At 64.0% G+C, this 22,536-nt stretch carries 24 protein-coding genes; 16 read left to right on the forward strand and 8 right to left on the reverse strand.

Annotation, left to right across the window (positions count from 1 at the left end):
• Positions 1-98: 98 nt before the first annotated feature.
• Entirely contained in the window at positions 99-2,288 is a 2,190-nt protein-coding gene (locus ACN9MU_RS14735) for an NHL repeat-containing protein (RefSeq protein WP_426344790.1), read from the forward strand.
• Between the two features lie 27 nt (positions 2,289-2,315).
• Entirely contained in the window at positions 2,316-3,050 is a 735-nt protein-coding gene (locus tag ACN9MU_RS14740; RefSeq protein ID WP_426171675.1) for a substrate-binding periplasmic protein, read from the forward strand.
• Here the strand turns inward: ACN9MU_RS14740 and ACN9MU_RS14745 are convergent, their stop codons facing one another.
• Positions 3,051-3,350, reverse strand: coding sequence for a putative quinol monooxygenase (locus ACN9MU_RS14745; protein WP_426171677.1), 300 nt, complete (start codon positions 3,348-3,350; stop codon positions 3,051-3,053). It abuts the gene before it with no gap.
• A 107-nt stretch (positions 3,351-3,457) separates the two neighbouring features.
• On the opposite strand from ACN9MU_RS14745, the gene ACN9MU_RS14750 reads away from it, so the two are divergent.
• Complete coding sequence (locus tag ACN9MU_RS14750; protein ID WP_426171678.1) at positions 3,458-4,414, forward strand: GlxA family transcriptional regulator; 957 nt, start codon at positions 3,458-3,460, stop codon at positions 4,412-4,414.
• A 6-nt stretch (positions 4,415-4,420) separates the two neighbouring features.
• Here ACN9MU_RS14750 and ACN9MU_RS14755 read toward each other — a convergent pair whose 3' ends face one another.
• Entirely contained in the window at positions 4,421-6,832 is a 2,412-nt protein-coding gene (locus tag ACN9MU_RS14755) for a CehA/McbA family metallohydrolase (protein WP_426344791.1), read from the reverse strand.
• 212 nt (positions 6,833-7,044) lie between these two features.
• Positions 7,045-7,488 carry a universal stress protein gene (locus ACN9MU_RS14760; protein WP_426171681.1) on the reverse strand — a complete coding sequence of 148 codons (444 nt, stop codon included), beginning with the start codon at positions 7,486-7,488 and terminating at the stop codon, positions 7,045-7,047.
• 100 nt (positions 7,489-7,588) lie between these two features.
• On the opposite strand from ACN9MU_RS14760, the gene ACN9MU_RS14765 reads away from it, so the two are divergent.
• From ACN9MU_RS14765 to ACN9MU_RS14795, 7 genes are read left to right on the forward strand one after another with little or no spacing between them, the layout of a single operon-like run.
• Positions 7,589-8,605, forward strand: a complete 1,017-nt coding sequence (locus ACN9MU_RS14765; protein WP_426344792.1) for an ABC transporter substrate-binding protein — start codon at positions 7,589-7,591, stop codon at positions 8,603-8,605.
• Entirely contained in the window at positions 8,602-9,183 is a 582-nt protein-coding gene (locus ACN9MU_RS14770) for an SCO family protein (protein WP_426344793.1), read from the forward strand. The genes ACN9MU_RS14765 and ACN9MU_RS14770 overlap by 4 nt, the downstream gene beginning before the upstream one ends.
• Complete coding sequence (locus ACN9MU_RS14775; protein WP_426344794.1) at positions 9,180-9,617, forward strand: cupredoxin domain-containing protein; 438 nt, start codon at positions 9,180-9,182, stop codon at positions 9,615-9,617. The genes ACN9MU_RS14770 and ACN9MU_RS14775 overlap by 4 nt, the downstream gene beginning before the upstream one ends.
• Positions 9,605-10,363, forward strand: coding sequence for an ABC transporter permease (locus tag ACN9MU_RS14780; protein ID WP_426344795.1), 759 nt, complete (start codon positions 9,605-9,607; stop codon positions 10,361-10,363). Before ACN9MU_RS14775 ends, ACN9MU_RS14780 begins: the two co-directional genes overlap by 13 nt.
• On the forward strand, positions 10,353-11,081 hold the full coding sequence (locus tag ACN9MU_RS14785) for an ABC transporter ATP-binding protein (protein WP_426171691.1): 729 nt from the start codon (positions 10,353-10,355) through the stop codon (positions 11,079-11,081). The genes ACN9MU_RS14780 and ACN9MU_RS14785 overlap by 11 nt, the downstream gene beginning before the upstream one ends.
• 1 nt (position 11,082) lies before the next feature.
• Positions 11,083-11,682: a glutathione S-transferase family protein gene (locus tag ACN9MU_RS14790; RefSeq protein ID WP_426344796.1), complete on the forward strand. Its 600-nt coding sequence runs from the start codon at positions 11,083-11,085 to the stop codon at positions 11,680-11,682.
• A 22-nt stretch (positions 11,683-11,704) separates the two neighbouring features.
• A complete protein-coding gene (locus tag ACN9MU_RS14795; RefSeq protein WP_426344797.1) occupies positions 11,705-12,592 on the forward strand; it encodes a LysR family transcriptional regulator in 888 nt (295 codons plus the stop codon).
• Between the two features lie 12 nt (positions 12,593-12,604).
• On the opposite strand, the gene gudD is transcribed toward ACN9MU_RS14795, so the two are convergent.
• From gudD to ACN9MU_RS14810, 3 genes are all read right to left on the reverse strand, one after another.
• Entirely contained in the window at positions 12,605-13,945 is a 1,341-nt protein-coding gene (gene gudD, locus ACN9MU_RS14800) for a glucarate dehydratase (RefSeq protein WP_426344798.1), read from the reverse strand.
• Positions 13,946-13,979: 34 nt separating this feature from the next.
• Positions 13,980-15,341 (reverse strand): MFS transporter, encoded by a 1,362-nt coding sequence (locus ACN9MU_RS14805; protein ID WP_426171699.1) that lies wholly within the window; start codon positions 15,339-15,341, stop codon positions 13,980-13,982.
• Positions 15,342-15,459: 118 nt separating this feature from the next.
• Complete coding sequence (locus ACN9MU_RS14810) at positions 15,460-16,218, reverse strand: helix-turn-helix domain-containing protein (RefSeq protein ID WP_426171701.1); 759 nt, start codon at positions 16,216-16,218, stop codon at positions 15,460-15,462.
• 101 nt (positions 16,219-16,319) lie between these two features.
• Here ACN9MU_RS14810 and ACN9MU_RS14815 point away from each other — a divergent pair, with 101 nt between their 5' ends.
• Genes ACN9MU_RS14815 through ACN9MU_RS14840 form a run of 6 tightly spaced genes read left to right on the forward strand, consistent with a single transcriptional unit; the run spans position 16,320 to position 21,574 of the window.
• Positions 16,320-17,264: a 4-hydroxyproline epimerase gene (locus ACN9MU_RS14815; protein WP_426171702.1), complete on the forward strand. Its 945-nt coding sequence runs from the start codon at positions 16,320-16,322 to the stop codon at positions 17,262-17,264.
• Positions 17,265-17,266: 2 nt separating this feature from the next.
• Positions 17,267-18,388 (forward strand): NAD(P)/FAD-dependent oxidoreductase, encoded by a 1,122-nt coding sequence (locus ACN9MU_RS14820; RefSeq protein ID WP_426323290.1) that lies wholly within the window; start codon positions 17,267-17,269, stop codon positions 18,386-18,388.
• Positions 18,381-18,623 carry a 2Fe-2S iron-sulfur cluster-binding protein gene (locus ACN9MU_RS14825; protein ID WP_426171706.1) on the forward strand — a complete coding sequence of 81 codons (243 nt, stop codon included), beginning with the start codon at positions 18,381-18,383 and terminating at the stop codon, positions 18,621-18,623. Before ACN9MU_RS14820 ends, ACN9MU_RS14825 begins: the two co-directional genes overlap by 8 nt.
• Positions 18,620-19,891, forward strand: coding sequence for an FAD-dependent oxidoreductase (locus ACN9MU_RS14830; RefSeq protein ID WP_426323293.1), 1,272 nt, complete (start codon positions 18,620-18,622; stop codon positions 19,889-19,891). Before ACN9MU_RS14825 ends, ACN9MU_RS14830 begins: the two co-directional genes overlap by 4 nt.
• Before the next feature lies 1 nt (position 19,892).
• Entirely contained in the window at positions 19,893-20,804 is a 912-nt protein-coding gene (locus tag ACN9MU_RS14835; protein ID WP_426171709.1) for a dihydrodipicolinate synthase family protein, read from the forward strand.
• Between the two features lie 26 nt (positions 20,805-20,830).
• A complete protein-coding gene (locus ACN9MU_RS14840) occupies positions 20,831-21,574 on the forward strand; it encodes a YoaK family protein (RefSeq protein ID WP_426171711.1) in 744 nt (247 codons plus the stop codon).
• On the opposite strand, the gene ACN9MU_RS14845 is transcribed toward ACN9MU_RS14840, so the two are convergent.
• Together ACN9MU_RS14845 and ACN9MU_RS14850 are read right to left on the reverse strand one after the other, a co-directional pair.
• Positions 21,571-21,975, reverse strand: coding sequence for a universal stress protein (locus tag ACN9MU_RS14845; RefSeq protein WP_426171712.1), 405 nt, complete (start codon positions 21,973-21,975; stop codon positions 21,571-21,573). The two genes, ACN9MU_RS14840 and ACN9MU_RS14845, sit on opposite strands and share 4 nt — an antisense overlap.
• Positions 21,976-22,035: 60 nt before the next feature.
• Positions 22,036-22,452, reverse strand: coding sequence for a DoxX family protein (locus ACN9MU_RS14850; RefSeq protein WP_426171714.1), 417 nt, complete (start codon positions 22,450-22,452; stop codon positions 22,036-22,038).
• Between the last annotated feature and the right edge of the window lie 84 nt (positions 22,453-22,536).

Consider the following 22,536-nt stretch of genomic DNA (forward strand, 5'->3'; position numbering starts at 1 on the left):
AGCTCGCCGTCCTTGCCGTTAAGGGCTTTCCTGCCAATGTTGCCTATTTTCCGGGCGACCCGGATACTGGAATGCTCCATAAACAGGCAGGGATGGCCATGAGCAAATTTCATCATATTACGCACTACGGTGAGCTCGTCATGCCGGGCACCACGGCGCGCGGCGAACTGCCGGACGACTTCACCATGAATTCCCCGGTCGGCATCGCGCGCGACCACTACGACCATGTCTGGGTGTGCGATACCGGCAACAGCCGCGTGCTGGTGTTCACCGCCGACCTGAACACGCTGCTGCACGTGATCGACACGCCGGGCGAGGGCAGCGAGCAGGCGCGCCGCCTGTTGATGCCTTTCCATCTTTGCCCGCATCCGGAACAGGACCTGATGTATTGCACCGACATGGGCAATGGCCGCATCGTGGTATTCGAATACGACGAGCACTCGGTCGACTTCCAGTTCGCTTTCGGCGACGCGGCCGATGTCATCAACGGCAAGGGCTTTGTGCCACTGAGCGATCCGAACGGCATCGCCTTCGTGAAGGAGGCCGGCGGCGAACATTTTGTCTACGTGTGCGATGAGTTCTTCCACACCGAAGGCGATGACCGCAGCCGCTGCGTCAAGTTCACGCCAGAGGGCAAATTCGTGCTGCAGTTCCGCACTATCGACGATGCCAACAGCGTGCACGACCTGCTGTGGCCACAGGGCCTGGCGTCGGACTCGCGCGGCAACCTGTACCTGGCCAACACCGGTCACTACGAAGTGCTGAAGATCGATACCGCCTGGCCGATCAAGGACGAGCGCGTGCAATGCCCCGGCGAGACGTCGCTGCTGCACAGTTTCGGCAACCCGGCCGGCATCGGCAAGTTCAACGTCATGCGCTCGGTGTGCGTGATCAATGACCGCATCTTCGTGCCGGGGCAGGTGGAGGATTCGATCACGGTCTACGATACCGACGGCAAGCTGCTGACGGTGGTCGAGGGCATGCTGCCGCTGTGGAACCACAAGCCGCAAGTGGCGCATTCGATTTCCGACCTGGTGTACGGTTCGCTGGAAGATGCCGTCTTCGTCGGGCCATACCAGATCTGCGCCGCGGCCGACGCCAACGTCTACTACGTGACCGAGCCGTTTGCATCCACGGTGCTGAAGATGCGCATCGCGCCCGATCGCGATGGCGGCGACCAGGATGCGATCCTGCTCGATGCGGTCGGCCACCGGCGCGACAACCAGGCGGCAAAGGCGGTCACCTCCCAATTCAACTGCATGACGGCGGTGATCGGGGTCGACCCCAAGCGCGAAGGCAGCGGCACCTTGCCGCAATCGAACTGGATCGACAGCTGGGCCAGCGCCACCGCCAACATCTACAAGTACTGGTACGACCAGTTGAAGCACCATGCGCGCCTCGATCCGCTGGCGGGGGCCGCCACGTCGTCCTACAACATCGATTCCGGCAACTGGTGCATGAAGACCTTCAACACCTCGGCCGACCCGATCGCGCAACTGCAGGACATGATGCGCGGCTTCTTCATGCCGGGCGGGCTGGCGATGGCGGTGTATTACCCTTCGCAGCCGCTGCTCGGGCAAATCTGTCCAGGCACGCCGCTGGTCTTTGTCACCAACTTCAACGCCTGCACGGTATCGATGTTCCAGTTCGGGCCGGGCGGGCACCTGCTGAACTACGGCCTGCCGTTCGGGCGCGAGGGCCTGGGCGGCAACGGCACGCTGAAGGCGCCGCAGGGACTGGAAGTGAACAGCCATGGCGAAATCTACATCGCCGACTCGCTGAACAACCGCATCTCGATGTGGCAGTTGCAGCCTTCCGGCCTGGTTTCCTTCGTCAGGAATTTCCAGTGGATGGAAGACGGCGAGCCGCTGGCCAGCTTCGCTCCTTGCGACGTGGCGATCGACGCCCAGGACCGCGTCTTCGTATGCGACCAGTTCAACAACTGCATCCGTGTCTTCGACCGGCAGGGCAACAGCCTGTGGAGCTATGGCCGCGCGGGCTATTGCGACGACCTGGAAAAGGATGCCGACAAGTTCTACCTGCCGGCCAGCCTGTGCGTGGACCAGGAGGGACACCTGATTGTCAACGATTTGGTAAACCGTGCGCTGAAGATCTTCCGCATTGGCGAGGACACGCTAGAATACGTAACGGGAGAGCTTGTATTTAAGAAGTATCCCGAAGTAGGCGGCGTCTGGATGCCGTTCTTCATCTACGCGCGCGACCGGCGCGTGTACGTGCCCGACACCACGTTTAACGTCGTCAACATCTACGCCTACCAGCTTGAATGACGGGGGTGCGCCATGTGGAGAGGGTTGTTGGCCGGGTTGCTGCTGGCAGGCGCCGCACAGGCGGCCGACAAGAAGATCTTTTCCGTAGGCGTTGAGGATTACAAGAACTGGCTGCCGTATTCGGAAGTGAAGAACGGCGTGTACGGCGGCTTGGGCAAGGACATCCTCGATGCCTTCGCCCGGCACATGGGCTACACCTTTACCTACGAATCCTATCCCCTGAAGCGGCGCGACCGTCTGTTCGTCGACGGCCAGGTCGACCTGTCGTTTCCGGACAACCCGAACTGGGTGGTGGAGATGAAGAAGGAACTGAAAATCAGCTACGCGCCGGTACTGGAATTTACCGACGGCGTGCTGGTCCGGCCTGAAAACCTGGGCAAGGGCGTGGGCCGCCTGAAAACCCTCGGCATTCCGCTGGGCTTCACGCCTTACCCTTACCAGCAGCTGATGTCGGCCGGTTCCCTGCGCATCGAGGAGACGGCCGATTACGATGCCCTGTACGAAAAGCTGATCATGCGGCGCGTCGACGGCGCCTACATGAACACGCGCATCGCCCGTCATTACTGGACCAAGATTCGCAAGCTGCCGCAAGTGCCGGTGCTGTACGACCCGGACTTGCCGCATGCTTCCGGCCAGTGGTACCTGTCGTCGCACAAATATCCGAAGGTGGTGGAGGAATTCCGCCGCTTCATGCAAACCAACAAGGCGGAAGTGGAGGAGTTGAAGAAGAAGTACAACTTCGTCTCCTCCGACGACCAGTAGTTACGCCGCTTTCAGGCCGAGCACCTCGATCGGCTCGATGCTGGGCGGGGTGGCGAACAACTCCGGCGCTTGCGCCATCAGGGCTTGTGCGATCGGGCCGTTCAGGTGGCCCTGGCGCGCTTCCTCGGTCTCGAATGCATCGAACACGCCGAATACGCGCTCCGACAGGCGCAGGGCGAACCAGTACCTGGTGCCTGCTTCCTGCTTGGCCAGCGCCAGGCCGGTGTGCAGGAAGTCGGCAACGGCGGATTCCTTGCCTGGCTTGGCCTCAAAACGGGCGAACAGTGCGTACTTGATCATGTCTATCTCCTTGTTGAAATCATCGCGAAACTGCGAAGGAGGTACTTTACTGGCGCTGCGCATGCGGTTAAATTGGCGCGATTGACATCTTTGGTATCAATCGCGCCATGAATATCACCGTGCTCGCGCTAGACAGCGTGTTCGACACAGGGCTTGCCGCTGTATTGGACGCCTTCACCACGGCCAATGAGCTTGCGCCCATGCTGGAGGCGCCGCAGCCGGTCTTCAATGTGACGCTGGCCGGCATCCGCCCCGCAGTGCGCAGCGCCCAGGGCATGCAATTGCCGGTGCAGCCTTTGGCATCGGCGCCTGTGCCGGACCTGCTGATCCTGCCCGCCATCGGGCACAAGATGCCTGTGCCGCTGGAGGCTGCCCTGTCGTCGGCGGAAGTGGCTGATGCCGGCGACGCGCTGCGTGAACTGGCCGGGCAGGGCGTGCGCATTGCAGCCGCCTGCATCGGCACCTTCGTTCTGGCCGAAAGCGGCCTGCTGGATGGCGAGGAAGCGACGACGACCTGGTGGCTGACGCCCATGTTCCGCCAGCGTTATCCGCTGGTGCGGCTGGATGCACAGCGCATGGTGGTGGCATCGGGACGGTTCGTCACGGCGGGGGCGGCGCTCAGCCACCTGGACATGTCGCTGGCCCTGATCCGCCAAGCGAGTCCGGAACTGGCGGCTATGGTGGCGCGTTACCTGGTGGTGGATGCACGGCCGGCGCAGTCGGCCTATGTGATTTCCGACCACCTGGCCAATGCCGATCCGCTGGTCGCGGGTTTCGACCGTTGGGTGAGGCAACACCTGGCGGAGGGATTCAAGCTGGAGGCGGCAGCAGCGGCGCTGGCAACCAGCAAGCGCACGCTGGCGCGGCGCCTGCAGGAGGTGTTGGGCAAGACGCCCGTGAATTATGTGCAGGATTTGCGCATCGAACGCGCAGTCCACCTGCTCAAGACCAGCGGCGAGAACGTCGATCGCATCGCCGAGCAGGTGGGTTATCGCGACGGCGTCACATTGCGCACGCTGTTGCGGCGCAAGCTTGGCAAGGGCTTGCGCGAGATCCGCAACTGAGCAGGATTACTGCACGTTCAGCGTGACGTCATCCACGATGAAGGAAGTGGCGACGGTGGAGCCTTCCACGCCTTCGAAGTAGACGCGCACGGTCTGGCCCTTGTACGCGCTCATGTCGAAGGTGCGCTGCACGTAGCTCGAACCCTTGTTCAGGTTGGAGTAGGTTGCCAGCGTTGCCAGCACGGTACCGCTGCTGTTGCGCACCTGAACCTTCAGCGTGTCGTAGGCCTGGGTCGTGGTGGTTTCGTCGGACGTGATCTTCAGCCAGAAGCCCAGGGTGGCGCTGGTGGCGGTCGACGGGATGCTCACTTGCTGGTACAGCGTGTCCGTGTGGGCGCTGCCGTAGCCGTTCATCCAGGCTTTCCAGGTGCCGGCGTGGGCCGAGACGGACGAATCGTTGGTAATCACGCCGCTGCTCGCGCTCCAGCTGGTGCTGCCCGATTCAAAGCCGCTGTTCAGCACCAGTTGTTGCGTGGTGGTAGTGTTGTTCACGCTGAAGTTGACCGCCGAAGACGTCGCATTGTTGCCGGCGGCGTCGAAGGCCTTGGCGGTCAGCACGTGGGTGCCGTTGCTCACGCCGGTGGAGTTGAAGGCATACGACCATGGCGAAGCGGTGTCGCTGCCTTTCAGCGCGCCGTCCACGTAGAACTCGACCTTGGTCACGCCCACGTTGTCGGTGGCCGTGGCGTTGAAGGTGATGGTGCCGCTGCTGCCGCTGCTCGACGCGCTGACGGCAGGCGCCACGGTGTCGCCGCCGGTGGAACCCTGCTGCGTCACCCAGACCGGCGCCGACCACAGGATGTTGCCGTCGTCCTGGGTGACTTTGGCGTAGTAGAAGTGGGCGCCGTCGGTCGGGGTGATGGTGGTGTTGGCGCTGGAGGCGAGCAGGGTGACGGTGCCATTGCGGCCCGGGACGCCTTCGTAGAATTCCGAGGTCGATACGGTCTTGCCGGAGCTGCTGGTGAAGTTGGCCACCAGGTTCAGCGGGCCGCTGTTGGTAAAGCGCTCGCCCATGACATGGCCGTTGGCGGTCAGCACCAGTTGCGAAGTCTTGTCCATCGTCGCAAAGACGCGGCGGGCGCGGATCGCGTCCATGAAGCTGGCCGTGCTCAGCGCGGTGCCGTTCGGGATCAGCACGCCAGTGCGGTTGGTGTAGGAAGCGCCCCAGTTGGCGCAATGGTTGTCCTGGTCGGTGCTGAAGGCGACGTGGAAGCCGGCTTCCAGCGCCTTCTTGCAGGCGCCCTCGTAATTGCTGCGGCTTGTTTCGGTTTCGGTGGTGTTGGTGGAGAAAGCGGAAGTATTCATCACTTCGCACAACGCCATCGCTTCGTCGCCGTCAGCAGTGTAGCCAAGCGGCACGCTGTTGACCAGGAACTGGCCGCTGGACGACGGGTGGTTGAACTGGCCCAGCCAGCCGCGCTGGCGCATCAGGGTGTACAGGCTGGCGTAGTCGTTCTTGGCGGTGTAGGTGTCGGCGATCAGTTGGCCGGAGCTGTTGCTCTCCCATCCCAGCAGCTCGTTCGAGTTCAGGATGTTCATGTGGCCGCCGTTGTTGATGACGCCCCATTCCATGCCGTAGATCGCCAGGAAGTTCGGGTTGGCGCTGTTGAAGCTGGCCGCTTCCGACAGGCCGGCCTGGTACAGGGCCCTGGCCTTGGCCGGGTCGGCGGAAGTATTGGTGGAGTCCGAACCGTCGTACATGTGGTTATGTTCGGAGGCCATCAGGAAGTCCAGGCCCTTGTTCTTCGCGTAGTTGAAGGCGTCGGTCGGGCCGTAGGCAGCCGATTGCGGGTTTTGTGCGCCGGTGCAGGCGGACAGGTCGCCGCCGCCGTCGCTGTGATTGGTCTGGCTGTGCATATTGCCGAAGTAGACCGTGTACGGCAGGGACGACGGTGCCGCGGCGATGGACATCAGGCTCGGCGCAGTGGAAGCCTTGGCCTGCGGCTGCTGGCCGATGGCGATTTCCCATTCCTGGTCGTGGATTTCGCCGTCATGGCCGGCGATGCGGCGCAGTACTGCGTCGGCGCCCGAGGCCAGGCCGCGCTGCGCGTCTTCGGAGATGGCGCGCAGGCGCGCCTTGTAGATGCCGTTCGGCAGGGCATTACGGCGGTTGCGGCCGGCCCATTCGACGTTGACGCTGACAGGCTTGTCCTGCAGGCGTTCGACGCCGGTCCAGCGTTCCACCACGCTGCCGTTCGGCGCGACGACTTCCAGCACCCAGCTCACGGACTGGGCGCCCTTGACGTAAGGGTAGCTGAAATCGAGCTTGAAGCTGCGCGCTTCATTGGCGCCGGCGACAGCGCGGTAAGGCGCGTGCAGCGTGGCTTCGAACTCGTGGTGGTCGGCGGTGGAGGCCTGGGCGGTGCCGATGGCTGCCAGTGCGGCGGCCATCGCAAGCTTGCAAAATGCGAAAGTCATGGTTTTCCCCGTGCTGTGATAATGCGCGAGAATATGCGGCAGCACGGGAGCGGCGACAAATACGGAAAAGCTTTGCGATTAAGACGCAGGCCTTATATACCGGTTTGAATTGTCCCACTTTGAACAATTCTGGTGATTTGTCCGGATTTGAAAGCCTTATGTGACGGGGGCGTCATAAATCTCTTGGCAACTTGTGGCGTTTTTGCCTCAGTTTACTGGGGCCGGAACACCAGAACCGGCACCGGTGTGTTAAGCAGCACGCGGTGCGTCTCGCTCCCCAGCAGCATGCCTTTCACGCCTTTGTAGCCGTGGGTCGCCATCGCGATCATGTCGCAGCCGTAGTCGATGGCGGTGGCGACAATGGTTTCGTAGGGCTGGTCGGAGCGGCGCTGCACCACGTCGCATGGCACGTTGTAGTCCCTGGCGACCTTCGATACTTCGTCCAGCACGGCGCTTGAGTGGACTTCGCTGTCCTTCAGGTAGACGCCGCGCGTGTCTTCCAGCATGTCGGGGTGGTAGGTGAAGATGTGGAATTCCGGGATCACGTGCAGCGCCGTCACGCGCGCGCCGGCTTCCTGTGCAAACTTGATGGCCGAATGCAGGGCGGCGCCGGAGGCCGGCGAACCGTCGGTAGGGAACAGAATGTGCTTGAACATGGCTTGCTCCAGTGGTGGGATTGTTGCATCCAGTCTGCACATTGGTACCGATTCCAACCATGACCTGGGTCAAGTTTCTGGCCAGTGCTAGAATGATCGAATGTCAACCTTGATTGAACATGAACACTTCTTGCGCCGCCGCCAGTTGCTGGGCGGCGCCTTGGCGCTTCCGGCGCTGGGGCTGGGCGGCGCCATGCTGCCTTCGCTGGCGCAGGCCGCGGACCTGCTGGTGGTGGGCGGCTTGCCGGTCACCTGCAACCTGACCTTGCCGATCGCCTGCAGCGCGCGCGGCGGAGCCTTCGAATTCAGCAAGTACAGCGGCTGGCCGGAGATCAAGGAGTCGCTGATGACGGGCCGGATCCAGGCTGCCTACATGCTGGCGCCGCTGGTGATGGACCTGGCCGACAGGAAGATCCCGCTGAAAGTGGTCTCGCTCGGCCATCGCTCCGGCGCCGTGATCATGGTGCGCACCGACTCGGCGCACAAGCGCTTCGCCGACCTGCGCGGCAAGCGCATCGCGATCCCCAGCCGTTTTGCGGTGGATTACCTGTTCCTGCGCAAGATGCTCGCGCGCGAGAACATGACGCCGAAAGATGTGCAGATCATCGAAATGGCGCCGCCCGACATGCCGGCGGCGCTGTACGCCAACGCGGTGGATGCCTACTGCACCGGCGAGCCATTTGGCGCGGCTGCGCAGAAGGCCGGCTATGCCCGTCCGCTGTCGATGACGCGCGATGAGTGGCGCAACTATATCTGCTGCGTGCTGACCGTGCGCGAGGAGCTGATCAAGTCCAACCGCCCGCTGGTGCAGGACCTGGTGAACCACGTGCAGGCAGCCGGCAACTGGCTCGATGCCACGCCCGTCAACCGTGCCAAGGCAGCCAGGATTGCCTCCGCCCGCAAGTTCTTCAACCAGGACCCGAAAGTGATCCAGTTCGTGATGGACAACCCGGCCGACCGCGTGACCTACGGCGACCTGCGCATGATCCGCGCCGAATTCGATGAGCTGATGAAGCTGTCCATCGAAGCCGGCACGCTGAAACGCCCGGTGGCCTTCGAGACCTATGTGGACGAGAGCTTCGTCAAGTCCATCAAGCCGGTGAGCATCGCCCTATGATCCGGCCATTCCTGTTAGCGCTGTCATTGACGGCTGCCGGTGTCGCGCACGCTGCCGGCCAGCTCAAGTCGGGGACCTTCGATCCTCCCCGCTTGGCGCCGCAGATCGCGCAGAAAGCTGCGGACGGCAAGGCCTTCGCGCTCGACAAGTATCGCGGCAAGGTGGTGGTGCTGGAATTCGGCTATACGAGCTGCGCCGACGTTTGCCCCGTTTCGCTGGCCCTGCTGAAACAGGCCCGCGAGCGCCTCGGCCCCTTGGGCGACAGGCTGCAAGTGGTGTTCGTCACCGTGGACCCTCAGCGCGACACTGCAGCGAAGCTCAAAGCCTACCTCGAGCAGTTCGACAAGAGCTTCATCGGCCTGACCGGCAGCGAGGAGCAGATGGCCGCCATCCGCAAGGCCTACGGCATCTCGGCGACGAAGAAGATGGTCGAAGGCAGCAAGTCTGAATACACGATGGGGCATTCCTCCTACCTGTATTTCATCGACCCGCAAGGCAGGCTGCGCGCGCTGATGCCGTTCGGCCGCCCGGCCGACGACATCGTGCATGACGTGACCCAGCTTGCCAGGGAGCAATGAAGCGCCGGCTGCCTGTCATTGCGCTGTTGCTGGCGGCCGCTGTTGCCGGCGCGCTTGCCTGGTCCGCGTATGCACCGATCCACCCGGCTTCGCGCGACGCCCTGTTCGACATCCCCAAAGGCACCTGGGCGCGCCGCATGGCGGGGGAGAAGGCTGAGATCCTGCCCGACACCATCACGCTGGTACTGGGCGTAAACGACGTGCTCCTGCTGCGCAACAGCGATACCGTGCCCCAGATTTTCGGTCCCGTGCTGATCATGCCGGGCCAGGATTTCCGCCTGCCGTTCGAGCAGGCAGGGGAGCATCCCTTCGCCTGCACCGCCCATGCCAGCGGCCAGATGACGGTCGTGGTCAAGCCCACGCCGCCGGCCGGTTGGCAGCGGCTGCAATGGCGCCTTCAAACCTTGTTAGCCAAAGCCCCATGGAGAGACTGAACAAGATATGGCCGCCGCTGGCGGTGCTGGTGGCGATTGTCGCCATCTGGTGGTACGTGGTTATCGCCACCGAGAGCCTGATTTTCCCGACGCCTGCGCAGGTGGTCACCGGCACCATGGAGCTGGTGGAAGACGGCAGCCTGTGGGAACACATCGGCGCCTCGCTGATGCGGGTAGGCATGGGATTCTCGCTGGCGATCCTGGTTGCGGTGCCGACGGGCTTGTGGATGGGACGCGTCGATGGCGCCTTCCGCACGCTGAATCCGGTGTTCCAGATCCTGCGGCCGATCTCGCCGATTGCCTGGATTCCGGTCGCGATCCTGTGGTTTGGCGTGGGCAATGCCTCGCCGGTCTTCCTGATCTTCATCGCCGCCGTGTTTCCGATGATCGTGCAGACGGCGGCTGGCGTGCATACGATCGAGAAGCGCTACCTGCGCGCGGCGGAAAACTTTGGCGTATCGCGCTCCAAATTGTTCAGGCAGGTGATTGTGCCAGCCGTGCTGCCGGAAATTATCGTCGGCATGCGCATTTCGCTCGGCGTGGCCTGGCTGGTGGTGGTGGCGGCGGAGATGATCGCGTTGCGTTCCGGGCTTGGCTACCTGATCATCGATTCGCGCAATGCGGGCAACCGCTATGACCTGGTCATCGCAGGCATGATCATCATCGGACTGATTGGACTGGCGCTGGATGGCATCATGCGCCTGCTGGAAAAACTCAAGGTCGTAAGGTGGCGCTATGGACGCTAAGATTTCCGTCAACAGGATCAGGAAGAAGTTCAATGCGCTGCCGGTGGTCGATGGCGTCGATTTTTCAGTTGCCGACGGCGAGTTCGTGGCGATTGTCGGGCCTTCCGGCTGCGGCAAGTCGACGCTGATGAAGATCGTGGCCGGTTTCGAGCATCCGGATGAAGGTTCGGTGGCCATCGACGGCAAGCCGATGACCAAACCCAGCCCCAAGGGAATCGTGATTTCGCAGCATGGTTCCGTTTTCCCGTGGCTGACGGTGCAGCAGAACCTGATGTTCGGCCTGAATGGCGACCACCATGGCGACAAGGCGGCCCTGGCAGATCACTATGCCGAGATGGTCGGGCTGAAAGGCTTCGAGAACGCTTATCCGCACGAGCTGTCGGGCGGCATGCTGAAGCGCGCCGAGATCGCCCGCGCACTGGTGGTGAAGCCGGAAATCCTGTACATGGACGAGCCATTCTCCGCACTGGACGCGCTGATGAACCTCAAGATGCGCAACGAGCTGCTGCGCGTGCTGTCCGAGGAGCGCCATACCGTGCTGCTGATCACGCACGACGTGGAAGAAGCCATCTACCTCGCTGACCGCATCCTCGTGCTGTCGCCGCGCCCGACCCGTATCCAGGCCAGCTTCAAGGTCGAGCAGCCGCACCCGCGCAAGCTGTCGACGCCGGAATTGCAGCAACTGAAGGAAGAAATACTTTCCCAACTGGGGTTATGACATGCTGAAGCTGATTGGAAAACCGACAAGTATCAATGTGCGCAAGGTCTTGTGGACGCTGGCGGAAATCGGCGTCGCATACGAGCGGATCGAATGGCAACCGGAACATGTCGCGCTGAATCCGAATGGCCTGGTGCCGGTGCTGGTGGATGGCGACTTTGTGCTGTGGGAGTCGAACAGTATTTGCCGCTACCTGTGCGGCAAGGCTGGCCGCCACGACTTGCTACCTGCTGATCCGCCCGCGCGCGCCCGCGTCGAGCAATGGATGGACTGGCAGGCCACCGACCTGAACGCCTCCTGGCGCTACGCCTTCATGGCCCTGGTGCGCCAAAGCCCGGCGTTTGCCGATCCGGCGCAAGTCGCGGCCAGCGCTGCCGCCTGGAACCGCAACATCGGCATCCTGGACCGCCATTTGGCCGCAGGCGGGCCTTTTGCCGCCGGCGAGCAATTTACGCTGGCCGATATTGTACTCGGCCTGTCCCTGAACCGCTGGCTGATGACGCCCATCGAGCGTCCGGATTACCCGGCAGTCGCCGCCTATGTCGAACGGCTGCTTGGCCGTCCGGCCTACCGTGAATTTGGCCGGAACGGCGTGGCCTAGTTGCGGCGGAGGATGCTGAACCGTGTTTGAGATCAGCCAGCTGCGCTGCTTTATTGCGGTCGCCGAGGAACTGCATTTCAGCCGCGCTGCCGAACGGCTGAACATGACGCAGCCGCCGTTAAGCCGGCAGGTCCAGCTCCTCGAACATAGCGTCGGCGTGCAATTGCTGGACCGCAGCAGCCGCGTCGTACGGTTGACGGCGGCCGGCAAGGCTTTCCTGCCGGAGGCGGTGCGCATCATCCGGCTGGCGGAAGAAGCTGGGCTGATGGCGCGCCGCGTGGCGAAGGGGGAGCAGGGCAGCCTTGCGATCGGCTTTACCTCGGCATCGGGATATGCGCTGCTGCCGGAGGTGGTGCGCCGCTTGCGCGAAAGGACGCCTGAACTGGCGCTCACGCTGAAGGAGCTGGTCAGCACAGCGCAGGTGGAAGCGCTGGACGCCGGCCAGCTGGATCTTGCCCTGATGCGCCCCCTGGCCCTGCATGGCGAGCTGGTAAGCCTGCCGATCGCGCAGGAAGGGCTGTTGCTGGCGCTTCCGGCCAACGAGGCCGGCCGCTGGCCGCAGGAGCCAACCCTGGCCTGCCTGCACCAGCGGCCATTCATCATGTACTCGCCGCACGAAGCACGTCCCTTCTACCAGATGCTGACCAGCCGCTTCGAACGTGAAGGCGTGGTGCCGGACGTGGTCGAGCATATCGGGCAGGTGCATACCATGCTGGCACTGGTCAGCGCCGGCATCGGGGCGGCCCTGGTATCGGAAGCCTGCGCGCGCCTGCATTTCGATGGCGTGGTGCTGCGCAGGATGAAAACCGAACCGGTAAGTACCGTCTGCACTTACCGGCGCGATAACGAGAATCCTATCCTGCAGCTGTTCATCAAGGAAATCCTGCCCGGCTTTCCGGGCGCCTGCTGAGGCGCGCCGGGCTTAGCGCAGCAGGCAAGGCCGCTTGTTGTCGAACTTCCAGCCTGGCACCAGGAACTGCATGGCGACGGCGTCGTCGCGCGCTCCCAGTCCCATGTTCCTGTAAGCCTGGTGCGCCTTTTCCAGCTCCGCTTCGTCCAGTTCGATGCCCAGGCCGGGGCGCGTCGGCAACTGCACCTTGCCGCACTGGATCTTCAGCGGTTCCCTGGTGATGCGCTGCCCATCCTGCCAGATCCAGTGGGTGTCGATGGCCGTCACCTTGCCTGGCGCAGCGGCGCCCACGTGGGTGAACATTGCCAGCGAAATGTCGAAATGGTTGTTCGAATGCGAACCCCAGGTCAGGTCGAACATCTGGCACAACTGGGCCACGCGCACCGATCCCTGCATGGTCCAGAAGTGCGGATCGGCCAAAGGGATGTCAACCGACTGCAATTGCAGCGAATGGGCCATCTGGCGGAAATCGGTGGCGACCATGTTGGTGGCGGTCGGCAAGCCGGTGGCGCGGCGGAATTCAGCCATGACTTCGCGTCCCGAGAAGCCGTCCTCGGCGCCGCATGGGTCCTCGGCATAGGCCAGGATGCCATGCTTGTCGCGGCAGACGCGTACAGCTTCCTTCAGCGACCAGGCGCCGTTCGGGTCGAGCGTGATGCGAGCATCGGGAAAACGTTCGTGCATGGCGACGATGGCCTCCATCTCTTCGTCGGCCGATAGCACGCCGCCTTTCAGCTTGAAGTCGTTGAAGCCATAACGCTCGCGCGCGGCCTCGCACAGGCGAACCACGGCCGCGGGTGTCAGGGCTTCCTCATTGCGCAAGCGGAACCAGGCGTCGCCGGCATCGGGCTCGCTGCGATAGGCCAGGTTCGTTTTGCCGCGGTCGCCGACGTAGAACAGGTAGCCCAGCATCTCGACGGACTGGCGCTGGATGCCGTCGCCCAGCAGCGCCGCGACGGGGACGTTGAGGAACTGGCCGAGCAGGTCAAACAAGGCCGATTCGACGGCGGTCACGGCATGGATGGTTGTGCGCAGGTCGAAGGTCTGGTTGCCGCGCCCGCCGCTATCGCGGTCGGCGAAGGCCCGGCGCATCGCATTGAGGACGTTGTTGAATTCCCCCAGCGTTTTCCCGACGACCAGCGGGCGCGCGTCCTCGATCGTCTGGCGGATTTTTTCGCCGCCGGGAACTTCGCCCAGTCCGGTATTGCCGGCGTTGTCGGTCAGGATGACGATATTGCGGGTGAACCAGGGGCCATGGGCGCCGCTCAGGTTCAGCAGCATGCTGTCCTGGCCGGCGACAGGCACGACGCGCAGGCTGGTGACAATCGGGGCGTTGGTGACGGTGTTGTTCATGATGTCTGGGTGCGGTTTGAATGGAACGGGTGGATCATTGGTTCAGCGAGGACACCAGCTTGACGCGCTTGATGTCACCCACGACGAACAGGTAGCAGGCAATGGCCAGCGCCGCGTTGGCGCCGACGAAGACCAGGGCGCCGGCAAAGGAGCCCGTGGCTTCGACGATGTAGCCGATGACGATGGGCGTCGTGATGCCGGCGGTATTGCCAAACGTGTTGAACAGGGCGCCGCTCAGGCCACCAGCCTCCTTCGGCGAGGTGTCCGATACCACCGCCCAGCCCAGGGCGCCGACGCCTTTGCCGAAGAAGGCCAGCGACATCACGGCAACGACCAGGGTGTCGGCCTGGAGGTAGTTGCAGGCGATCATGCTCATCGACATCAGCATGCCCAACACGATCGGTACCTTGCGCGACACCGACAGCGAATAGCCGGCCTTGGCAAGGCGGTCCGACAGCCAGCCGCCGAAGATGCCGCCGAGGAAGCCGGCAATCGCGGGCAGCGAGGCGACAAAGCCTGCCTTCAAGATGGTCATATGGCGTTCCTGCACCAGGTAGACAGGGAACCAGGTGAGGAAGAAGTAGGTAAGCGTGGTGATGCAGTACTGGCCGATGTAGACGCCCAGCAGCATGCGGTTCGACAGCAGTTCCCTGATGCAGGCGACAGTGTTCACGGCTGCTGCCTGCTTGCCGCGGTTTCCGCTTTCCAGGTCGACCAGCGCGCCGCCTTCCTGGATGTAGCGCAGTTCGTCCGCGTTGATGCCGGGATGGTCTTTCGGGCCGTGAATGGTCTTCAGCCAGACGAAGGCCATTACGATGCCCAGGCCGCCCATCACGTAGAACACGCTGTGCCAGCCGTAGCTGTGCACCAGCCAGCCCATGATCGGGGCAAACAGCACGGTTGCGAAATATTGCGCCGAGTTGAAGACCGCCGCCGCCAGTCCCCGTTCGTGCGTCGGGAACCAGGCCGACGCGATGCGGCTGTTGCCGGGGAAGGAGGGCGCCTCCGCCGCGCCGACCAGCATGCGCAGCGTGAACAGGACGGCGACCGCTGCGCCGCCGGCGAAGAAGCCGGCGGCGCCAGTGAACAGCGTAAAGGCCGACCACAGGAAGATGCTGAAGAAGTAAGTGATCTTCGAGCCGAAGCGGTCGAGCAGCCAGCCCCCGGGCAGCTGCGCCACCACGTAGGACCAGGCAAAGGCCGAGAAAATGAAGCCCATCTGGACTGCCGACAGCCCCAGTTCCTTCTTGATTTCCGGGCCGGCGATGGAGATGGTGGCGCGGTCGGCGTAGTTGATGGTCGTGATGGCGAACAGCATGGCGAGGATCGTCCAGCGCGTGCGGGTCTGGACGCGGGCGGCGCCGGCCGCCAGGGGGATGGCTGCATCATTCTTCATACGGTCTCCATGTGTGATGTGTTATGGAGTCGATCATAGGTGGGGATCAATACCGCATCAAACCAAAGAGTGTATGCATCAATTCAGGAATTGAATTGATTGCGCCTCGCATGGAAGGTCAGCTGTCGTTCCGCAGCAGCAGCCGGTATTCGCTTGGCGTCACGCCGACCGTGGCGCGGAACTGGCGCGTGAAGGCGCTGTGGTCGGCGTAGCCGCAGGCCTGGGCGATGTCGGACACGCTGGAGTTCCCCGCCAGCATGCGTGATGCGGCTTCGAGGCGGGTCTTGATGATCATCTGGCGTGGGGTCAGGTGGAAAATGCGTTCGAAGTAGCGCTCGATCTGCGCGACCGACATGTTGGCGGTGCGCGCCAACTGGGGCAGGGTCAGGGTCTCGCCATACTTGTCGTGGATCAGCCGGACCGCATCGGCAACCTTGTGGTACGCAGGGTTCTTGTGGTCGGCCATGGCCAGGTCGCGCGACACCCCGGCCAGTCCGATAATCGCCCCGTGGGCATCGCGCAGGGGACGCTTTTGTGTCAGGCACCAGCCAGGATCACGGTTGGGATAGAGGTGCAGTTCCAGCTGGTCCTCGATCTGCATCCCTTCATCCAGCACGGACTGGTCCTGGGCCTGGAAACGTTGGCCGAGCGGGGCGGCAAACACCTCGTTTGCTGTCTTGCCCAGCAGCCCGGCCTTGTCCTTCATCCCGCAGCGGCGGGCCAGGGTCTGGTTCACCACCACGTAGCGCCCGGCGCGGTCCTTGACGAAGAACACCACGTCCGGCAAGGCATCGAACAGGGGCTCGGCGAAGAAGACGTCGCCGATCCTGGCGCCGAGGTCGTTGCGCGCGGCGCTTTGCAAAATATGTACTGTCATGGTGCCCTCCTGCTGGTTTTGTCCATTTTTACACGATTGTGCGGATTTCGTCATCATCGGCGGCCGAGCAATGCAAGACGGGAGTGCAGGGAAGGCATAAGATGGCAAGCATGAAAACCATAGCCATTATCGATTCCCACACCGGCGGCGAACCGACCCGCCTGGTGATTGACGGCGGCCCTGACCTGGGCACCGGTCCCCTCAATGAACGCCTGGCCCGCTTCCGCGAAGAGCATGACGGCTTCCGTTCCGGCGTGGTGTGCGAACCACGCGGTTCGGATGTGCTGGTGGGTGCGCTGCTGTGCCAGCCGCATGCGCCGGATTGTGCAGCAGGCGTCATCTTCTTCAACAACGTCGGCTACCTTGGCATGTGCGGCCATGGCACCATCGGACTGGTGGCGTCGCTCGCCTACATGGGCCGCCTGAGCCCGGGCGTGCACCGCATCGATACGCCGGTGGGCGTGGTGGAAGCGCAGCTGCATGAAGACGGCAGCGTGACCGTGAACAATGTGCCGGCATGGCGCAAGGCGGCCGGCGTGCCGGTCGACGTGCCGGGCTACGGCGTGGTGCGTGGCGATATCGCCTGGGGCGGCAACTGGTTCTTCCTGGTGTCCGGCCATGGAAGGCGCCTGGAGCTGGGCAATGTGCGCGAATTGTCGGCCTACACCACGGCGATCAAGGATGCGCTGGAAGCGCAGGGCATCACGGGCGACAACGGCGCGCTGATCGACCACGTCGAACTGTTTGCCGATTCCCGCAGCGGCTTGGGCGACAGCCAGAACTTCGTGCTTTGCCCAGGCAATGCCTACGACCGCTCGCCCTGCGGTACCGGCACCAGCGCCAAGCTGGCTTGCCTGGCGGCGGACGGCAAGCTGGGGGAAGGCGAAGTCTGGCGCCAGGAAAGCATCGTTGGCAGCGTGTTTGAAGCGTCCTATCGCCGCGATGGCGAGCGCGTGCTGCCCAGCATTCGCGGCAAGGCCTGGGTGAACGCCACCTCGACCCTGGTGCTGGACCCGAGCGATCCATTTGTCTGGGGCATTCGTTGAGCATGACACCGGACGTCCTGATCGTCGGCGCGGGGATCATCGGCGCCGCTTGCGCCGATGCCTTGTCAGCGCGCGGCTTGCGCGTGACCGTGGTCGAACGCGATGCGGTCGGCAGCGGCGCCACGGCAGCCGGCATGGGACACCTGGTGGCGATGGACGACAACGCGGCGGAACTGGCCCTGAGCGCCCATTCGCTGGAACTCTGGAAGGAACTGGTGGAAGGCCAGCCGCAGCGTCACGAATACAGCCGCTGCGGCACCATCTGGGTCGCAGCCGACGACGAAGAGCTCGACGCAGCGCGCGCCAAGGCCGTCACCATGCGGGCCCACGGGCTGGAATGCGACGTGATCGGCGCCCAGGACTTGTACCGCATCGAGCCGAACCTGCGGCCTCACCTGGCCGGGGGCTTGCTGGTGCCGGGCGACGGGCTGGTGTATCCGCCCAAGAGCGCACGCATCCTGCTGGCCCGGGCGGTCGCGCGAGGCGCAACCCTTGTTATGGGCGAGGCGGTCGCGCTGGAAGACGACGGCGTCTTGCTGGCGAACGGCTCGCGATTGTCTGCGGGGCGGGTGGTGCTGGCGGCCGGCACGCGCTGCCTGGCGCTGGCGCCGGACCTGCCGCTGCGGCCCAAGAAGGGCCACGTCATGATTACCGACCGCTATCCGGGATTTGTACGCCACCAGCTGGTGGAGCTTGGCTATATCAAGAGCGCGCATGCGTCGGAAGGCGAATCGGTGGCGTTCAACCTGCAGCCGCGTCCTACCGGGCAGGTGCTGATCGGCTCCTCGCGGCAGTTCGATACCACCGACCTGGCGGCCGAACCGGCAATGATGGCGCGCATGCTGGCCAGGGCAGTCGAATACACGCCGGCGCTGGCAGGCTTGAACATCCTGCGCTGCTGGACCGGCTTGCGTGCAGCGACGCCGGATGGCTTGCCGCTGATCGGCCCCGACCTGTCGCGCCGCAATGTATGGCTGGCCACCGGCCACGAGGGGCTTGGCATCACGACTTCGCTGGCGACGGCGGAATTGCTGGTCGCGCAAATGACGGGCGGGCAGGCTGGGATCGATGCGCGTCCTTACATGCCGAGCCGTTTCAATCCGCAGGGGAGGGCCTATGGCTGATTCCATCAGTCTGACGATCGACGGCCATGGCGCAACCGTTGCCGCCGGCACCACCGTCGCCGCCGCCATTGCAGGCGTGACGCGGCGCTCGGTCAGCGGGCAATTGCGCGCACCCCTGTGCGGCATGGGCGTTTGCCAGGAATGCCGCGTGACGATCAACGGCCGTGCGCATGTGCTGTCCTGCCAGACGCTCTGCCGCTCGGGCATGGACGTGCAGACGGGAGCCTCGGCATGACGCAACTCTTTGACATCCTGATCGTAGGCGCCGGCCCGGCCGGCCTGGCCGCAGCCCACGCGGCGGCCAGCGCGCAAGGTGCACGCCGCATCGCCATCGTCGACGACAACCCGCTGGCGGGCGGCCAGATCTGGCGCGGCGGCCCGGCCAGGCAGCAGGACCAGCGCGCGCGCCGGCTCTGGCAGGCCCTGGAGTCCGCAAGCAAGGTGAGCTTCCTGCCCGGCACCCGCGTGCTGATGCTGACCCGCCCCGGCGAGCTGCTGTTGCAGGATGCCGAGCGTGCCGGCACGATCCGCTACAACCAGCTGATCCTCGCTACGGGGGCCCGCGAATTGCTGCTGCCGTTCCCGGGCTGGACGCTGCCCGGCGTCACCGGCGCCGGCGGCCTGCAAGCGCTGGCAAAAGGCGGCTACCCTGTGCAAGGCAAACGCGTGGTCGTTGCCGGCACCGGCCCGCTGCTGCTGGCCGTCGCTGCGACCTTGAAGGAGCGCGGGGCGCTCGTCGCCGCCATTGTTGAACAAGCGAGCTTCCCGGCCCTGGCGCGCTTTGCCGCAGGCCTGGCGCTGACGCCGTCAAAGGCGCTGCAAGCCGTCAGGCTTGGCGCGGCCCTGCGCGGCATTCCTTACTACGCCAACAGCTACGTGACGAGCGCAAGGGGCGACGTGCAAGTGACATCCGTACAAGTCCAGCGCAAGGGGGCAAGGCTCGATATCGATTGCGACTATCTCGCCTGTGGTTATGGCCTGCTGCCGAACACCGAGCTGGCGCGCGCACTCGGTTGCGCCATCGAACAAGGCGCAGTGAAGACCGACCCCTGGCAACGCACCTCCGTGCCGAATGTGCTGTGCGCGGGCGAGGGCACCGGTGTCGGCGGCGTGGACCTGGCGCTGGTCGAAGGCCGCATTGCTGGCCTGGCAGCCTGCGGCGAGGGCGTGACGCCAGAGCTCTTCACCGAGCGCACCCAATGGCAGGGCTTTGCAGCCCGGCTGGCGCGCACCTTCGCCCCGCGTGAAGAACTGCGCACGCTGGCGCAACCCGACACCATTGTCTGCCGCTGCGAAGACGTCTGCCACGACGAACTGCGCGGGCAGCCGAACTGGCGCAGCGCCAAGCTGCAAACCCGCTGCGGCATGGGCCCTTGCCAGGGCCGCATCTGCGGCAACGCAACCGATTTCCTGTATGGATGGCGTCCGGACGCCGTGCGTACACCGATCTCGCCGGCACGTGCCGGCAGCATTATCACCCTCGAACCTCACAAGGAGACTTGAAATGGCAGCAATCAAATGGGAAGGCGTATTCCCTGCAGTAACCACCAAATTCCACGCGAATGAGGAGCTGGACCACGCAGAAATGGAGAAGCACTTCTCCTTCATGATCGACAGCGGCTGCCACGGCCTGGTCACCTGCGGTTCGCTGGGCGAAGCCAGCACCCTGTCTTTCGAAGAGAAGCTGGCGGTCGCCAAGACCGCCGTCAAGGTCGCCAACGGCCGCGTGCCGGTGCTGGCCAACGTCAGCGAAACCCGCACCGCCAACGCCGAACGCTATGTGCAGGAAGCGCGCGACCTGGGCGTGGACGGCTTCATGGTGATGCCTTCCGTGCTGTACGCGGCGGACGCGTATGAAGCCAAGGCCAACCTGCGCACCATTGCCAAGGCCGCCAAGCTGCCGATCATGGTGTACAACAACCCTGTCACCTACAAGGTCGACCTGACCCCGGCCGACTTCAAGGAGCTGTCCGACTGCGAGGAACTGGAAGCGATCAAGGAATCGACCGACAATATCCGCCGCGTGACCGACCTGCGCAACGCCGTCGGCGACCGCTACGCCATCTTCATGGGCGTGGACGACCTGTCCTTCGAAGGCCTGGCAGTTGGCGCCGACGGCTTGCTGGCCGGCCTGGTGGTGGCTTTCCCGAAAGAGACCGTGGCCCTGTACAAGCTGGTCAAAGCCGGCCGCCTGGCCGAAGCCCTGAAGCTGTACCAGTGGTTCATGCCGCTGCTGCACCTCGACGTTTCGACCAAGCTGGTGCAAAATCTGAAACTGGTGGAAGCACTGGTCGGTGTCGGCAACGAAAACGTTCGCCGCCCACGCCAGCCACTGCGCGGCGCTGACCGCGAGTTCGTGGTGCAGGTGGTGCAGCAGGCACTGGCAACCCGTCCCGACGTCAGCGCTTACCTGTAAGAGGTTCGATCTTATGCCGAGGACGAATGCCGATCAATTATGTAAGAAGCCTGACCGGACGGCAGCGCGCCGCCGCTGCTAATCGCCACCTCGGCATCGCCCTGGCCTTCGTGGCCGGGGCGGCCAACGCGGGCGGCTTCCTGGCCGTCAAGCAGTACACCTCCCACATGACCGGCATCCTGTCGTCCGCCGCCGACGACCTGGCGCTGGGCGCCATCGACGCGGCTCTCGACTGCGCCGGCGCCTTGCTGGCTTTCCTGGCCGGCGCGGCCTGTTGCGCCGTCATGGTCAATTTTGCACGCCGCCGGCATCTTCACAGCGAGTTTGCCTTGCCGCTGCTGGTGGAGGCAATCCTCCTGCTGGCATTTGGCGTCATGGGAACGCGCCTGCAGGCGATCGACGTGATCGTGCTGCCGGCAACGGTGATGCTCCTGTGCTTCATGATGGGGCTGCAGAATGCCGTCATTACCAAGCTCTCGAACGCCGAAATCCGCACCACCCATATGACCGGCATCGTGACCGACCTTGGCATCGAGGCCGGCAAGGCGCTTTACTGGAACCGCGACGACCAGGCGGTGCCGCGCGTGGCCGCGGACTGGAAGCGCGTGCGTATCCTCGCTGCGCTGGTGTCGTCGTTCTTTGTCGGCGCCGTGGCCGGGGCCTTCGGCTTCAAGGCCGTTGGCTTTGGTGCCGTGCTGCCGCTGGCGTGCGTGCTGCTGGCCATGGCGGCGGTGCCGATCTACGACGACCTGGTTGCCGTGCGCCGTTAGCCCTCGCGGAACACCAGCACCGGAATCTTGCTGTGCGTGAGCACTTTCTGCGTCTGGCTGCCCAGCATCAGGCTGGCCAGCCCGCTGCGCCCGCGCGAGGCCATCGCAATCAGGTCGCAGTTGCGCTGCAAGGCGGTGGAAACGATGGCCGAATGCGGCTGGTCGGCGTGCACTTCCAGCGTGGTGCAGTCCACGTTCAAGGTGCTGGCCTGGCGCGCGATATCGGCCAGGATCGAGTTCTCGGCTGGCGCGGCGGCCACGCTGGCCAGCGCCGGTTCTTCCGGAAGCACGTGAACCGCCGTGACGCGGGCGCCGCTTTCGCGGGCCATGCGCAGGGCGGCGTTCACTGCCAGTTGCGATGCGGCGGAGCCGTCGCTTGGAATCAGAATGTGGCGAAACATCTTTTCAAGTCTCCTTCAGGTGCCGCAGTCTAAAGCGTCCCGCCACAGTCCTGCAAGCAGTCAGGCGGTGCGCAGCGCATTCGTGGTGCGGCGGGCATCGAGGCTCAGGCTGCCGGCGCCGAACGCAGCAATCTGCAGCAGGCCGCCGGCCATCGCCAGGTTCTTCATCAGGTGGATCATCTGGTTCTGGTCCGCGATCGCGCTGTGGAAGACCAGGCCGGTCACGACCGAGAACGCGGCCAGCGCCAATGCCACAGGGCGGGTGTACAGGCCGGCCACCAGCAGCAGGCCGCCGAGCACTTCGATGCCGATGGCGCCCGCCAGCGCCAGTTCAGGGAATGGCAGGCCCATGGCGTTGATGTAGCCGAGGGTGCCGGCCGGATTGGCGATCTTGCCGATCCCGCTCATGACGAAGATGGCGGCCATCAGGATGCGGCCGGCAAGTGGCAGGAAAGCGTTGTTGGTCTGTGTGTTCATGCGATGACTCCTTCAAGGAATGTGTTGTTGACGAAGTCATCTTATGCCGCAGAGACATATTCCGGAAGCCAATATATTTGGATG

The organism is Pseudoduganella sp. R-32 (assembly GCF_049913245.1).
In the GTDB taxonomy this organism is placed as follows: Bacteria; Pseudomonadota; Gammaproteobacteria; order Burkholderiales; family Burkholderiaceae_D; genus Rugamonas.

What these genes read in the sequence shown, in the direction of transcription:
- ACN9MU_RS14735 (WP_426344790.1), top strand. Translation starts at nt 99, where the DNA reads ATGAGCAAATTTCATCATATTACGCACTACGGTGAGCTCGTCATGCCG.
- ACN9MU_RS14745 (WP_426171677.1), bottom strand. Translation starts at nt 3,350, where the DNA reads ATGATCAAGTACGCACTGTTCGCCCGTTTTGAGGCCAAGCCAGGCAAG.
- ACN9MU_RS14750 (WP_426171678.1), top strand. Translation starts at nt 3,458, where the DNA reads ATGAATATCACCGTGCTCGCGCTAGACAGCGTGTTCGACACAGGGCTT.
- ACN9MU_RS14755 (WP_426344791.1), bottom strand. Translation starts at nt 6,832, where the DNA reads ATGACTTTCGCATTTTGCAAGCTTGCGATGGCCGCCGCACTGGCAGCC.
- ACN9MU_RS14760 (WP_426171681.1), bottom strand. Translation starts at nt 7,488, where the DNA reads ATGTTCAAGCACATTCTGTTCCCTACCGACGGTTCGCCGGCCTCCGGC.
- ACN9MU_RS14765 (WP_426344792.1), top strand. Translation starts at nt 7,589, where the DNA reads ATGTCAACCTTGATTGAACATGAACACTTCTTGCGCCGCCGCCAGTTG.
- ACN9MU_RS14770 (WP_426344793.1), top strand. Translation starts at nt 8,602, where the DNA reads ATGATCCGGCCATTCCTGTTAGCGCTGTCATTGACGGCTGCCGGTGTC.
- ACN9MU_RS14775 (WP_426344794.1), top strand. Translation starts at nt 9,180, where the DNA reads ATGAAGCGCCGGCTGCCTGTCATTGCGCTGTTGCTGGCGGCCGCTGTT.
- ACN9MU_RS14780 (WP_426344795.1), top strand. Translation starts at nt 9,605, where the DNA reads ATGGAGAGACTGAACAAGATATGGCCGCCGCTGGCGGTGCTGGTGGCG.
- ACN9MU_RS14785 (WP_426171691.1), top strand. Translation starts at nt 10,353, where the DNA reads ATGGACGCTAAGATTTCCGTCAACAGGATCAGGAAGAAGTTCAATGCG.
- ACN9MU_RS14790 (WP_426344796.1), top strand. Translation starts at nt 11,083, where the DNA reads ATGCTGAAGCTGATTGGAAAACCGACAAGTATCAATGTGCGCAAGGTC.
- gudD (WP_426344798.1), bottom strand. Translation starts at nt 13,945, where the DNA reads ATGAACAACACCGTCACCAACGCCCCGATTGTCACCAGCCTGCGCGTC.
- ACN9MU_RS14805 (WP_426171699.1), bottom strand. Translation starts at nt 15,341, where the DNA reads ATGAAGAATGATGCAGCCATCCCCCTGGCGGCCGGCGCCGCCCGCGTC.
- ACN9MU_RS14810 (WP_426171701.1), bottom strand. Translation starts at nt 16,218, where the DNA reads ATGACAGTACATATTTTGCAAAGCGCCGCGCGCAACGACCTCGGCGCC.
- ACN9MU_RS14815 (WP_426171702.1), top strand. Translation starts at nt 16,320, where the DNA reads ATGGCAAGCATGAAAACCATAGCCATTATCGATTCCCACACCGGCGGC.
- ACN9MU_RS14820 (WP_426323290.1), top strand. Translation starts at nt 17,267, where the DNA reads ATGACACCGGACGTCCTGATCGTCGGCGCGGGGATCATCGGCGCCGCT.
- ACN9MU_RS14825 (WP_426171706.1), top strand. Translation starts at nt 18,381, where the DNA reads ATGGCTGATTCCATCAGTCTGACGATCGACGGCCATGGCGCAACCGTT.
- ACN9MU_RS14830 (WP_426323293.1), top strand. Translation starts at nt 18,620, where the DNA reads ATGACGCAACTCTTTGACATCCTGATCGTAGGCGCCGGCCCGGCCGGC.
- ACN9MU_RS14835 (WP_426171709.1), top strand. Translation starts at nt 19,893, where the DNA reads ATGGCAGCAATCAAATGGGAAGGCGTATTCCCTGCAGTAACCACCAAA.
- ACN9MU_RS14840 (WP_426171711.1), top strand. Translation starts at nt 20,831, where the DNA reads ATGCCGATCAATTATGTAAGAAGCCTGACCGGACGGCAGCGCGCCGCC.
- ACN9MU_RS14845 (WP_426171712.1), bottom strand. Translation starts at nt 21,975, where the DNA reads ATGTTTCGCCACATTCTGATTCCAAGCGACGGCTCCGCCGCATCGCAA.
- ACN9MU_RS14850 (WP_426171714.1), bottom strand. Translation starts at nt 22,452, where the DNA reads ATGAACACACAGACCAACAACGCTTTCCTGCCACTTGCCGGCCGCATC.